At 69.2% G+C, this 12,140-nt stretch carries 13 protein-coding genes; 6 read left to right on the top strand and 7 right to left on the bottom strand.

Annotated elements, in window-relative coordinates:
• Nucleotides 1-383 precede the first annotated feature (383 nt).
• Nucleotides 384-1,778, bottom strand: a complete 1,395-nt coding sequence (locus tag CHC08_RS46580) for a PP2C family protein-serine/threonine phosphatase (RefSeq protein WP_089213780.1) — start codon at nt 1,776-1,778, stop codon at nt 384-386.
• Between the two features lie 210 nt (nt 1,779-1,988).
• Between CHC08_RS46580 and CHC08_RS46575 the strand changes: the two genes are divergently transcribed.
• A complete protein-coding gene (locus CHC08_RS46575; RefSeq protein WP_143653685.1) occupies nt 1,989-2,366 on the top strand; it encodes an STAS domain-containing protein in 378 nt (125 codons plus the stop codon).
• 271 nt (nt 2,367-2,637) lie between these two features.
• Here CHC08_RS46575 and CHC08_RS46570 read toward each other — a convergent pair whose 3' ends face one another.
• From CHC08_RS46570 to CHC08_RS46560, 3 genes are all read right to left on the bottom strand, one after another.
• On the bottom strand, nt 2,638-3,051 hold the full coding sequence (locus tag CHC08_RS46570) for an SgcJ/EcaC family oxidoreductase (RefSeq protein WP_089213778.1): 414 nt from the start codon (nt 3,049-3,051) through the stop codon (nt 2,638-2,640).
• A gap of 185 nt (nt 3,052-3,236) precedes the next feature.
• Complete coding sequence (locus CHC08_RS46565) at nt 3,237-4,232, bottom strand: sigma-70 family RNA polymerase sigma factor (RefSeq protein ID WP_245878996.1); 996 nt, start codon at nt 4,230-4,232, stop codon at nt 3,237-3,239.
• 141 nt (nt 4,233-4,373) lie between these two features.
• Nucleotides 4,374-4,907 carry a hypothetical protein gene (locus tag CHC08_RS46560; protein ID WP_143653684.1) on the bottom strand — a complete coding sequence of 178 codons (534 nt, stop codon included), beginning with the start codon at nt 4,905-4,907 and terminating at the stop codon, nt 4,374-4,376.
• 355 nt (nt 4,908-5,262) lie between these two features.
• Between CHC08_RS46560 and CHC08_RS46555 the strand changes: the two genes are divergently transcribed.
• From CHC08_RS46555 to CHC08_RS46545, 3 genes are read left to right on the top strand one after another with little or no spacing between them, the layout of a single operon-like run.
• Nucleotides 5,263-5,670: a TOBE domain-containing protein gene (locus CHC08_RS46555; protein ID WP_089213775.1), complete on the top strand. Its 408-nt coding sequence runs from the start codon at nt 5,263-5,265 to the stop codon at nt 5,668-5,670.
• Between the two features lie 22 nt (nt 5,671-5,692).
• Nucleotides 5,693-6,553, top strand: coding sequence for an ABC transporter permease (locus CHC08_RS46550; protein WP_089213774.1), 861 nt, complete (start codon nt 5,693-5,695; stop codon nt 6,551-6,553).
• Nucleotides 6,550-7,581 carry an ABC transporter ATP-binding protein gene (locus CHC08_RS46545; protein ID WP_089213773.1) on the top strand — a complete coding sequence of 344 codons (1,032 nt, stop codon included), beginning with the start codon at nt 6,550-6,552 and terminating at the stop codon, nt 7,579-7,581. Before CHC08_RS46550 ends, CHC08_RS46545 begins: the two co-directional genes overlap by 4 nt.
• Here CHC08_RS46545 and CHC08_RS46540 read toward each other — a convergent pair.
• A complete protein-coding gene (locus CHC08_RS46540) occupies nt 7,569-8,411 on the bottom strand; it encodes an AraC family transcriptional regulator (RefSeq protein WP_245878995.1) in 843 nt (280 codons plus the stop codon). The two genes, CHC08_RS46545 and CHC08_RS46540, sit on opposite strands and share 13 nt — an antisense overlap.
• Nucleotides 8,412-8,420: 9 nt before the next feature.
• On the bottom strand, nt 8,421-9,257 hold the full coding sequence (locus CHC08_RS46535; protein ID WP_089213772.1) for an alpha/beta fold hydrolase: 837 nt from the start codon (nt 9,255-9,257) through the stop codon (nt 8,421-8,423).
• Between the two features lie 286 nt (nt 9,258-9,543).
• On the opposite strand from CHC08_RS46535, the gene CHC08_RS46530 reads away from it, so the two are divergent.
• Together CHC08_RS46530 and CHC08_RS46525 are read left to right on the top strand one after the other, a co-directional pair.
• Nucleotides 9,544-10,563 carry an MDR family NADP-dependent oxidoreductase gene (locus CHC08_RS46530; RefSeq protein ID WP_089213771.1) on the top strand — a complete coding sequence of 340 codons (1,020 nt, stop codon included), beginning with the start codon at nt 9,544-9,546 and terminating at the stop codon, nt 10,561-10,563.
• Between the two features lie 18 nt (nt 10,564-10,581).
• Nucleotides 10,582-10,746: a MerR family DNA-binding transcriptional regulator gene (locus CHC08_RS46525; RefSeq protein WP_218825830.1), complete on the top strand. Its 165-nt coding sequence runs from the start codon at nt 10,582-10,584 to the stop codon at nt 10,744-10,746.
• 31 nt (nt 10,747-10,777) lie between these two features.
• Here the strand turns inward: CHC08_RS46525 and CHC08_RS46520 are convergent, their stop codons facing one another.
• Nucleotides 10,778-12,019, bottom strand: a complete 1,242-nt coding sequence (locus tag CHC08_RS46520; protein ID WP_089213735.1) for an IS256 family transposase — start codon at nt 12,017-12,019, stop codon at nt 10,778-10,780.
• Nucleotides 12,020-12,140 lie beyond the last annotated feature (121 nt).

Here is a 12,140-nt window from a genome sequence, read left to right as displayed (position 1 = left end):
ATCCAGAAACCCGTGTCGACGACGACGTAGCTGTCGCCCACGGCGTTGCTCTCCTCGTCCACCGAGCCGATCTTGCCGTCGGTGGCCTCAACGTCGAACCCGACCAGATCCAGTGCCTGGTCGCCGCTACGGGCCTCGGAACGGTAGTCCCACACGTTTTCGGTCATGGCCAGACTCTTTTCTTCGGCGATGGTTGGGCACCCATCGCCCTACCCGTCGCGCTCGCGGTAAACAAATGTGGCGGGCCGGAGCGCGGACGGCGGCCACCGCTGCACGGTCACCGTGAGGTCGGCGCCGAGGGGGAGGCGCTGGATGGCGCGCTCATTTCCGGGATCCGTTCGCGCTCCCTGGACGGAGACCGGAAACGACCGGCCTCTCCCCTCTCAGGCCTCGCGGATGGGCGGGACGCGCAGCGCCAGCAGGGCGATGTCGTCGACGGAGTCGTGTTCGCAGTAGGCCAGGACGGCCTCGCTGATGCGCTCCACGACGGCCGCGGCGTCCAGGCCGTCGCAGTCGGACAGCAGCGTGTTCAGGCGCTCCTCGCCGAACAGTCGCCCATCGGCCGGTCGGCGGGCCTCGGTGACACCGTCGGTGTAGAACAGCAGTACCTCTCCCGGGTGCAGGGTGAAGCGGGCGTTGGTCAGGCCCGCGTCGGGAAAGACTCCCAGCATCGCTCCGGCGGAGCGCAACTCCTCCACCTTCGCATCGGCGTGACGCACCAGCGCCGAAGGATGCCCGGCCGTACTCAGCACCCCGGTGATGCCCACCCCGTCGGTGCGGAAGATCGCGCAGATGGCGGTGAGGAACCGCTGGACGCTCACCCGCTGGGCCAGCAACGCGGTGTTGAGCTGTTCCAGCACGCGGCTGGAGGAGATGTGATGGGGCGCGTCGGCGCGCACGGTGTAGCGGGCCAGCGCGGTGACCTTGGCCGCCTCCACCCCGTGGCCGGCCACATCGCCCATGAGCACACACCAGCGGGAGGGCGAGGCGGCGAACAGGTCGTAGAAGTCGCCCAGCACGGTGACGCCCTGGCCGGCGGGCAGGTAGCGGGCGGCGGCCTCGATACCGGGCGGCTCGGCCAGAACCGGCGGCAGCAAACTGTCCTGCAAGGTACGCGCCAGCGCCGTCGCCGCCTGAGATGCCGCCTGCAGATCGGTCACCTGAGTTCGCATGTGCTCCAGCGCACCACGCAGGGCGATCTCACCGGTGACCGCGCGCGCCAGGGTGGCCAGTGTCTTGATCTGCGTCTCGGTCCAGTCGCGGGGAACGGAGTCCGCCACGCAGAACGTGCCCAGCACCTGCCCGTCCGGAGAGTGGATGGGGTAGCCGGCCCAGGCGCCGATCCCCATCTCGGTGACCGAGGAGATCGTACGCACCCGCTCGTCGGTGGCCGCGTCGGTCACGATCAGCGGCCCGTCGGCGGCCACCACCAGGTGGCAGAAACTCGCCTCCGCCGCGTTCTGCCGCTCCTCGATCGGCAGCTCTCCCAGGCCGATCGCGCTTTTCCAGAACGAGCGCCGCTCATCGACCACGGTGACGAAGGCCATCGGCGCACCGGTGATGGTGATGGCCAGGCCGGCCAGATCATCGAACACCGGCTCCGGAGCGGTGTCCAGCAGGCCGCTGGCGCGCACCGCCGCCAACCGCACGCGGTCGAACACCTCGGGGGGCAGGTCCTCGGGTCCTTTGAACCGGACGGCGGCCGCACTCACCGGCGTCCCTGCCTTGTCCTGGGCAGCGACCGGGACGACCTCGTCGGCGAAGGCGGCTCCGGGCACTGGATACTCGTCATTTCCTGCCAGCTTATGGTCATCTCCGCCTCTGTGACCGGTTGGGGAAAGTGGTTACGGTCACCGGCTCTGCCCACCGCCCGCGGTCGTGACACCCATACGTCGCAGGTTACAAGGGGAACAATCAGGTAGAAAGGAGCAGTCCCTCTGGATAGCCATCCGTCCAGTGGCCCCGCTCAGAAAGATTTGATCACCACGATGGACGACTCCGCCGAGCCGAGGTTCCCTCTCACCGCCGCCACCCGTGCCGGCACGCTGGTCATGCACGCCGGCGGCGCCCTGGACTTCGAACAGGCGCCCCGGTTTCAGCGGGAGATCGAAGCCGCGCTGGCCACGCCTCGCCTCTCCACACTGATCATCGAGGTGTCGCAGGTGTCCTTCTGGGACTCCTCCGGCCTCTCCGGACTCCTCGTGGCCTTCCAGCAGGCCCGCACCGCCGGAATCCATCTCATCCTCGCCGGAGTGGACATCAACCTGCGGCGCCGCCTGACCATCACCGGGCTGGTGCACCTGTTCGACATCCGGCCCACCCTGGCACACGCGCTGCAGTACCCGGATTCCTCGCCCACCGCCTGAGCGCCGAACATGAGGGCGCGCGACTCCCTCACATTCGGCGCCGAGCCGCTGACGGCTTCTCCGTGCACGACGCTAAAACGCTTCTCCAGCACACAGGTCGCGCACGACATGCGCGCGGCGGGGTCTCGATCTCACCAGGGAACCCGAACGCCGGTCTCGCTCACCGCGACCGATGTGGCTGCGCCGGTGTGTGGAATCGGTGATCGAAACACTCGACGACCGGCTCGGCATCGAACGTCCCGGGGGCCACCTCGCGCGGCGCAGCCGCGGCTCACTGCTCAGACGCCTGCACCGGGCTGTTGTGATAGGCGGCGATCAGCCACTGGCCGTCCCGCTTCTCGAAGACCCAGGTCGCGTTCACCTTACGCAGGTCGTCCGGAACCTTGGTCTCGCCGGCGAACAGGATGGCGGATTCGCTGATGACGATCGCGCCATCCCTGCCGACGAAGCGGATGCCGAGCTGCTTGTTGTAGGTCGAGCTGCCCTTGAGCGGCCCCTCGAAGCCCAGGGCCATGTTCTGACGGATCACGTCACGGCTGTCGCGGAGCGAGCCGGTCATGATGGCGGTCGCGTCCGCGGTGTAGTTGGCGACCATGCCGTCGGCGTCGCCGGCCTCCCACGCCTTGTAGGAATCGGCCAGCACGGCCTGGATCGCGGCCTCGTCTTCCACACGACTGTTCGACATCGGATTCTCCCTTGTGATCGGTTCGCCCGGGGTATCCCGGCGAACTCGTCACTACATACCGGCGGCGGGGCCGAAACTCATCGCGCCCACGGTCGAGAGATCTCGCGGCATGCTCGACAGGGAGCCGGCCCGGTTCTTCCACGGATCGGCGCTGCCGTACTCGAGCTGACATCCCCCTCGCCCGGCTAGACGCGACCTCCGACGTCGGCAAGCCCCTGGGCGTCGAGTCCGGCCGCCAGACCAAAAGCCGCGAAGACCTCGGAATCCTGGAACACCGAATTCCGGCTGATGCCCTCGGCGGTGACGGTGAAGATCTGGAGGGTGTGCAGCTCGTACCCGTCACCGACGCACCGATAGGCGGCGAATCCGGGCTGGCCGCCATTGGCGGTGACCTCCTTGAGAAGCCAGTTCTTCCCGGCCGCCCCGAAGACCCATTCCATGAACAGGCCGTAGTTGCCACGCCCGGAGAACCAGTTGATCATCGGCGGCATCTCCATGACCACGTCCTCGGTGAGCAGCCGCTTGAGGCCCTCGACGTCGGCGAGCTCGAACGCCTTCATGTAGCGCTCGACCCAGGCGCGCTGCTCGGCCGCGGACGGCTCGCCGATCCCTTCCTGCCGGACCCCGACCTCCTTCACGCGGGTACGCGCCCGCTGCAGGGAGCTGTTCACCGACACGACGGTGGTGCCGAGGATTTCCGCCGCCTCGGACGCGGAGAAGCCGAGCACGTCACGCAGGATCAGCGCACCGCGCTGACGCGCCGACAGGTGCTGCAGGGCGGCGGCGAACGCCAGGCGCAGGCTGCTGCGGTCGATCACGGTCTCAGCCGGATCGCCCGCGTCCAGCAACGAGTCCGGCAGGGGCTGGAGCCAGGCGGCGCGCTCTCCCTGGACGAGCGGCCCGAGCGGATCGGACGCGGCCACCAGCCCCGACGGCAGCGGTCGGCGGCCGCGAACCTGCAGGGCGGTCAGGCAGACGTTCGTCGCGATCCGGTAGAGCCAGGTACGCAGTGAGCTGCGAGTATCGTCGTACTGCTCCCGCGCCCGCCACGCCCTCAAGTAGGTGTCCTGGACCAGGTCCTCCGCGTCGTGAGCCGAGCCGAGCATCCGGTAGCAGTACGCCAGCAGCTCCGTCCGGAACGGTTCGATCCGACGATCGAAGCCTTCTTCCCCCGTCGTCACGCCACGCCCCTTCCCCACGGCCACCGCCACCACCGTATCCGGCGACCGCATTGACGGCCCGCTACGGGGGATAGGTCACCACGCGGTCGTCAACGGCCTGGCCACGGCATGGATGTGCCGTGAGACTTCCCGGTCGAACCGTTACTTCTTGGCCATCTCCTCGATCTGCGTGGCCACGCCGTCCTTGATGGTCACCTTGGCGTAGAGGGAACCGCCCGAGGTGAGCGTCTTCCGCATCTGCTTCACGTTGCACTCGTGCGGAAACCCGCCCTCGGCGCAGATCGTCCCCCGCCGGTCGAGCACCACCGTGAAGGGCGTGAGCTCGGCCTTCTGGGAGCTGCCGTGATCGGGGGTCACGGTGATCGAGTTGGCTCCCAGCAGCTTGACCGGGCCCATTATCTCGGCGTCGGTGCCCCTGACGACGGTCGAGTCGCTCGCGCTCGGCGTCGCCGAGATCGACGGCAACTCCGGAAGCGGGGTCTCCGGGGAATCCGCGTTCGAGGGGTCCGGGAGGTCGGAGGGGGAGGCCGAAGGAGTAGGCGACGCGGTGACCGTAACGGTGACGACGGGCGCCGCCGTGGCCGCTTCGGGGTCGCCCCCGCCGGAACAGGCGGAAAGGCCGGCGGCGAAGGCTGCCACCAGCAAGACACGCGTTACCTTCAACGATCTGCTCATGAGGCGCAACGATCCCATGAGATCCGACATCACGCTTACTCGGCCCTGAAGGAGATATTCCTCGATACGGTCGAATATGCCGAAGCCGTCGATCACCATGATTGCCAGGCCGGACGCCGTGTCTCCAGGGCTCCGTGCCAGGTCACCCACCCTCGGGATGGTCAGGGGATCGGCCGGCCCGGGTCATCGAGCCGGGGCGCCATCGCCCGGTCCGGTCATCCGGATCGGTGGTCGGTGGCGATGGTCGAACACCGTCGCCAGTATCTCAAGTGCCAGGGAAAGCAATAGGTCTTGGCTCGATTGCCATGTAATCCGGGTATCGGGGCCTGAATATGCGAAGGTATGGTGATTGTTTGTGACGACGTTTCGGATCAGTGAGGCCGCCTCGCTGCTCGGGGTCAGCCCCGACACCGTGCGGCGATGGGTCGACATCGGCCGGCTCCCGGCTCACCGCGACGAGCACGGTCACCGGACGGTGGCCGGTGCGGATCTGGCCGCGTTCGCGCGCTCCCAGATCGAGGCCGAGAGCAACTCGGGTTCTTCGGCGCGTAACCGCTTTCGCGGGATCGTGACCGAGGTGATCAGGGACGCGGTGATGGCCCAGGTCGAGATCGCCGCCGGACCCTATCGGGTGGTGTCGCTGATGAGCCGCCAGGCCGCCGACGAGCTGGGCCTGGAGGTGGGGGTGGTGGCGGTCGCCGTGATCAAGTCCACCAACGTCGTCGTGGAGATCGCCGACCACACTCACCTGGTGAGTCCGTAATTCGAAGCCCCCTGACATCGTCATGACATCCTCAGCGACACCAGCCGATCGGGGCGGAGCCCAGCGCCGCCCCGATCGGGCGAGCAGGCCGTCCGGCGGCGTGGCGGGCCGCCTGCCGTGGGTGCTGGTCCTGCCCGCCGTGATCGGCATTCTCTTCCTGGTGCTGCCGCTGGCCGGGCTGCTGCTGCGTGCCCCCTGGTCCACGCTGACCCAGCGGCTGGCCGAGCCGCAGGTGCTGGAGGCGCTGCGCCTGTCGCTGGTGACCGCGTCCCTGGCCACGTTGTTCTGCCTGCTGTTCGGGGTGCCGCTCGCGTGGTTGCTGGCCCGCGTCAGCTTCCCCGGCCGGCGGCTGGTGCGCGCCCTGGTCACCGTCCCCCTCGTGCTGCCTCCCGTGGTGGGCGGCGTCGCGCTGCTGCTCGTGCTGGGACGGCGCGGCCTGGTCGGCCAGTGGCTGGACTCCGCCTTCGGCATCACCCTGCCGTTCACCACCGCCGGAGTCGTGATCGCCGAGGCGTTTGTCGCCATGCCGTTCCTGGTCATCAGCGTCGAAGGCGCGCTACGCGCCGCCGACCTGCGCTTCGAGGAGGCCGCCGCCACCCTGGGCGCCTCCCGCTGGACCATCTTCCACCGCGTCACCCTGCCCCTGATCGCTCCGGGCATCGTGGCCGGAGCCGTCCTGTGCTGGGCCCGCGCCCTGGGCGAGTTCGGCGCCACCATCACCTTCGCCGGCAACTTCCCCGGGCAGACCCAGACCATGCCGCTGGCCGTCTACATCGCCCTGGAGACCGAACCGGAGGCGGCGATCGTGCTCAGCCTCGTCCTGCTGGCCGTCTCTGTGATCATCCTGGCCAGCCTGCGCGATCGGTGGGTGAACAGCCCGTGACCCTGAGCGCCCACCTCATCGTCGAACGCCCCGGCTTCCGCCTGGACATCGACCTCACCGTCGCCGCGGGCGAGGTCGTCGCCCTGCTCGGCCCCAACGGCGCGGGCAAGACCACCGCGCTGCGTGCCCTGGCCGGGCTCACCGCCCTGTCGGCCGGCCACATCGACCTGGACGACAGGCCGCTGCACACGGTCGCCACCGAGCGCCGCCCGATCGGCATGGTCTTCCAGGAGTATCTGCTCTTCCCGCACCTGTCCGCGCTGGACAACGTCGCCTTCGGCCCTCGCTGCCACGGCGCCTCCAGATCCGACGCGCGCCGCGGCGCGGCCGTCTGGCTGGAACGCGTCGGCCTCACCGAGCACGCCGACGCCAGGCCCCGGCAGCTGTCCGGCGGCCAGGCCCAGCGCGTCGCCCTGGCCCGCGCCCTGGCCGTGCGGCCGCGCATGCTCCTGCTGGACGAGCCGCTGGCCGCGCTGGACGCCCACACCCGCCTGGAGATCCGCTCCCAGCTCCGCCGTCACCTGGCCGACTTCGACGGCGCCGTCGTCCTGGTCACCCACGACCCGCTGGACGCCATGGTCCTGGCCGACCGGCTGGTGGTCATCGAGAACGGCGCCATCGTGCAACAGGGCGAGCCGGTTGAGGTCGCCCGCCGACCGCGCACCGACTACGTCGCCCGCCTGGTCGGCCTGAACCTGTATCGGGGCGTCTCCGCCGACCGGCAGGTCACGGTCGGCGACGTGTCCTTCAGCGTCGCGGAGTCCTTCGACGGCCCGGCGTTCGTCGCCTTCTCACCCGCCGCCGTCGCCCTGTACCGCACCCGCCCGGACGGCAGCCCCCGAAACCTGTGGAAGGCCACGATCGAGGGCATCGAACGGCACGGCGACAACGTCCGCATCCACCTGGAAGGGCCGATCACCGCCTCGGCCGACGTCACCCCCGCCGCCGTCGCCGACCTCGACCTGACTCCGGGCCAGGAGATCTGGGCCGCGGTCAAGGCCACCGAGACCCACGCCTACCCCGCATGAACGGCCACCGGCCACGCAACGTCGTCGATCGCGAGCCACGGCGCGACGGCTACGGCCGTGGGCGTAAGCCCGGCGAACGCCTTGACCTCGCGGTGAAGGTGGGACTGGTCGACGTAGCCGCTCTCAGCGGCGACGCCGGCGGCGGCGTGACCCGCAGCGAGAAGGTGGGCGGCGTGGTCGAACCGCACCAGTCGGGCGGCGCGTTTGGGTGTGATACCCAGCTGGGACCGGAAGCGGGACCACAGGCGCTTGCGGCTCCAGCCGACCTCGTCCGCCAGGCCGTCGACCCGCACCCGCCCCCGGCTGGTGAGCATCCGCCGCCAGGTGTGGACGACTTCCGGATCGACGGGTGGGCGGGCGCCCAGCCGCCGGCCGAGGATTTCCGCCGCGATCGTGAACCGTTCGTCCCACGACGCGGCGGCGCGCAGCCTGTCCTCGGCTCGCCCGGCGTCGCGGCCCCAGACATCCTCGAGGGATACCACCGTCCCGCTGAGCTCGGTCGCTGCGCCGAACACCGCGGCCGCCGCGGCCGGCTCCAGCCGGATCTGGAGGCACTCGCCGACCCCCCGGCCAGTTGCTCGAAGATCGCCGGGGAGGAGCCCGACGACGACACTGCCGCGTTCGTGCCGGCCTTGGGTGTCGTAGACGAGGCCTTCTCCCTCGCTCAGGTCGATGATCAGGGTGACGGATGGATGCGCGACCATGGCGATGTCCACGAGTGCGGGGGCACGTTGGCGGAACCCGGCCATGCTGATCCCCGGCCGACCTGACCGACGCGGGACTGCGATGTCCACCCACGCCCAGTCGGGTGGCGTCCCGGTCGACAGCACGTGACCATTCTAGGTCTCAGGGATCGCCGGCGGGCTGTCAGCGGCAGTTGCCGTGAAGCCCAGCAGCAGTTCGCCGGTCATCTCGGGCGCTTCGAACATGGGTATGTGCCCGACCCCGGGCAGCAGCTCGACCCGCGCGTTCGGCACCGCGTCGTACCGGTGCGCCGACGACGGCTCCCAGCGACGGTCGGCAGTGCCGAAGATCACCAGCATCGGGACTTCGAGGGTGACGAGACGTTCGGACACGCTCCGCTGGGCGATGTACGCGGTGTTGCGGCGCAGCACCGTCCTGAACGTGCGGTACGTGGTGCCCCGTACATCGGCGACCAGGTCGTCCGGGATATCCACGGGGCGAGCGCACGTCGTGCTTATCCCTCTGCGAATCATCGCGTCCGAACGCCTCGACCACAGGAGCGGGCCGAGAGGCGGGGCCAGCAGGACCCGAAGAAGCAACGGCTGCGGAAGGAGCGCATCGGGACTCGGACCGGTGCTGATCAGCGCGAGCGACCTCACCAGGTCGGGGCGCTGTTCGGCAAGCGCGGTGGCGATGTAGCCGCCGCTGGAGTGCCCGACCGTCGTGACGCGACGAAGGCCGAGGTCGTCGAGCACCGCCGCCACCCGGCCCGCCTGCACGGGCACGTCGTATGACAGCGCGGGCGGGGACTGGCCGCAGCCCGGGAGATCGACCCGGATGACGTGATGGCGGCCGGCGAGTGCCGGGACCACCGGGCTCCAGGAAGCGCCCGAGAACCCCGATCCGTGTATGAGCAACAACGGCGGCGCCTCCCGCGGGCCGTCGTGGACCACGTGCATCCCATGCGACTGCTCAAGGTTGTACTCACTCATGCAGAAGACGATGCATGGGCTGCCGGCTATCAGTCTTGGACAAATGTCGTCGGGCTCACACGCGACGTGTACAGAGCACACGTCGCACTACGCCGCTTCGCCGCCGGGCGAGCGCGCCATCGCCAGGATCATTGTGTCAGGAGTTCCAAGCCGGCCCCACGGCCTACTGCCCGCGCTCACTTCGATCATGAATCACCGTGTGATCGACCTGCGGGGTTGCCCTTGACGCGCGGGTCAGGGGTTAGGGTCTCGGCACCCTTCTGCCCGTAGATCTGAGGAGCGTAACGTGCCGCCTCTGCCGCAAACGTCGAGAGAAATCCGGCTCACCACCGTGCCGGACGGGCTGCCCAGGCCAGAGCATTTTGTCATCGCCGAAGTCCCCCTGCCCGTGCCGGACGACGGCCAGGTGCTGGTCCGCAATCGTTTCTTCCACGTCTTCGCCGCGCTCCGCACGTTGATCGGCGGGAGCGTGGAGGGGGCGCCCATACCGCCGCTGCGCCCCGGCGACACCCTGATCGGGCCCGCGATCGGGGAGGTCGTGTCGGCCGCCGGGAACAGCGGGCCGCAGGCGGGTGACCTGGTCTCACACTGGCTGGGCTGGCGCGAGTACGCGGTCGTGCCGGTCGGCCAGGTCACGCCGTTGGGCGACGAGCTACCCGACCCCGTCGCGCACCTGGGTCAGGGCGGGCTCGCCTACGCGGCGCTGACCAGGGACGCCGCGGTCAGGCGGGGGGACACGGTGTTCGTCTCGGGCGCCGCGGGCGGGGTCGGCTCGCTGGCCGGGCAGATCGCCCGGCTGCTCGGCGCCGGTCAGGTGATCGGCAGCACCGGCTCGCGGGAGAAGGCCGATCGGCTGATCTCCGAGCTGGGATACGACGCGGCCGTGATCCGCGGCGCGGCGCCGATCGAGGAGCAGCTTGCGAAGGCCGCCCCCGACGGCATCGACGTCTACCTGGACAACGTCGGCGGCGACCAGCTCCAGGCGGCGGTGGCCGCGGCCCGGCCCGGAGCCCGGTTCGTCCTGGTCGGCGCGCTGTCCGGGCAGATGTCGCCCCACGGAACGGGCGGGACGGCGCCGGTCGAGCTCGACACCTACCGGCTGATCCTCAAGCGGATCTCGATGCGGGCCTTCCAGGGCCTCGACGAGCAGGCGCGATCCCAGTGGCTCGAACGCTTCGGCGGCTGGCTGCGCGCGGGCGACATCACATTCCCGCACGTTCGGGTCTCGGGTATCGATTGCGCACCGCGGGCGTTGCAGGAAATGATCGAGGGACGGCATTTCGGCACCGTCATCGTCGAACTGTAGGGCTTGCTGGGAGGACCGATGCGCATCGGCGACGCGGCGGCCGCGGCGGGCACCACGCCCCGCGCGCTGCGATTCTACGAGCAGCGCGGGCTGCTGAGCCCGCCCCCGCGCACCGCGACCGGGCAGCGGGAGTACGGTCAGCGCGAGGTGTCCCGGGGTCACGTCCAGCGGAGTGGTGTATGAGTTGATCTCCGCGTGATCCTATTTCTGCAGGTTAAGCGGTAAGTGTCTGCGGGATCGGATTCTGCTGCGGTGTGTCGCCGCAGATCATGCGCAGCCGGGCCTTGGCCAACACGTCCAGACCCATGTAACGGCGAGCCTCGGTCCACTCATCGGTCTGCTCGGCCAACACCGCACCAACCAGCCGGACGATCGAGCCACGGTCAGGGAAAATACCGACCACATCGGTGCGCCGACGGATCTCCTTGTTCAGCCGCTCTTGCGGATTGTTCGACCAGATCTGCTTCCAGATCTCCCGAGGGAACGCAGCGAAAGCCAGCAGCTCCTCGCGGGCAGCGTCCAGGTGCTCACAGGCGGCCGGATACTTCGCCTCCAAAGCCTCGATCACCCAAGTGTGCTGGGCGCGCACCTGCTCAGCGGTGGGCTGATCGAAGATGGTGCGCACCAGCGTCGCCACCCACGGCTGGGCGGACTTCGGCACCGTCGTCAAGAGATTGCGCAGGTAGTGGGTGCGGCAACGCTGCCAGGACGCGCCGGGCAAGGTCGCGCCGATCGCCCCGACCAGCCCGGTGTGCGCATCAGAGATGACCAGCTGCACCCCGGCCAGGCCACGGGCCACCAGGCCGCGCAGGAACGCCAGCCAGCCGGCGCCGTCCTCGGCCGAGGTGACCTCCAACCCCAAGATCTCCCGGTTGCCGTTGGCGTTGACCGCGGTGGCGACCAGCACATGCACGTTGATGATCCGTCCGCCCTCGCGCACCTTCTGGGTGAGTGCGTCCAGCCACACGAACGCATACGGGCCCGCGTCCAACGCGCGGGTGCGAAAGGCCTCCACCTGCGCGTCCAGCACCTTGGCCATCTCGCTGACCTGGCTCTTGGAGATGTGTTTGATGCCCAGTTGCTCGACCAGCTTGTCCACCCGACGGGTGGAGACGCCCAGGAGATACGAGGTGGCCACCACGCTGATCAGGGCTTGTTCGGCCCGGCGACGGCGCTCCAGTAGCCATTCGGGGAAGTAGGAGCCCGAGCGCAACTTCGGGATCGCCAGCTCCACGGTGCCGGCGCGGGTGTCCCAGTCGCGGGAGCGGTAGCCGTTGCGGCGGTTGGTGCGCTCGTCGCTGCGGGTGCCGTAGTCGGCGCCGCACAGGCCGTCGGCCTCGGCCGACATCAATGCCTCGGCCATGGTCTTCACCATGGATCGCAACAGATCCTGATCTCTGTGCTCGATCTGCTCCGCCAGCCAGCTTGCGGGGTCCACACTGTTGTTCACGGCCATCGCTTTCTTCTCCTTCGATCATGGTTTCGCAACCTGAAGGATCACGCGATGGCCGTCCTCATTTCACGACGCCACGCCATCTAGCTGGGGAAACTCATACACCACGTCCGTGGACGCAACC

It is taken from the genome of Streptosporangium subroseum, assembly GCF_900188345.1.
Classification (GTDB): Bacteria; Actinomycetota; Actinomycetes; order Streptosporangiales; family Streptosporangiaceae; genus Streptosporangium; species Streptosporangium subroseum.
The sequence above is the reverse complement of the archived record's forward strand: the minus strand, read 5'-3'. Positions and strand labels throughout refer to the sequence as shown.

What these genes read in the sequence shown, in the direction of transcription:
- CHC08_RS46525 (WP_218825830.1), top strand. Translation starts at nt 10,582, where the DNA reads ATGCGCATCGGCGACGCGGCGGCCGCGGCGGGCACCACGCCCCGCGCG.
- CHC08_RS46550 (WP_089213774.1), top strand. Translation starts at nt 5,693, where the DNA reads ATGACATCCTCAGCGACACCAGCCGATCGGGGCGGAGCCCAGCGCCGC.
- CHC08_RS46520 (WP_089213735.1), bottom strand. Translation starts at nt 12,019, where the DNA reads ATGGCCGTGAACAACAGTGTGGACCCCGCAAGCTGGCTGGCGGAGCAG.
- CHC08_RS46535 (WP_089213772.1), bottom strand. Translation starts at nt 9,257, where the DNA reads ATGAGTGAGTACAACCTTGAGCAGTCGCATGGGATGCACGTGGTCCAC.
- CHC08_RS46570 (WP_089213778.1), bottom strand. Translation starts at nt 3,051, where the DNA reads ATGTCGAACAGTCGTGTGGAAGACGAGGCCGCGATCCAGGCCGTGCTG.
- CHC08_RS46575 (WP_143653685.1), top strand. Translation starts at nt 1,989, where the DNA reads ATGGACGACTCCGCCGAGCCGAGGTTCCCTCTCACCGCCGCCACCCGT.
- CHC08_RS46560 (WP_143653684.1), bottom strand. Translation starts at nt 4,907, where the DNA reads ATGAGCAGATCGTTGAAGGTAACGCGTGTCTTGCTGGTGGCAGCCTTC.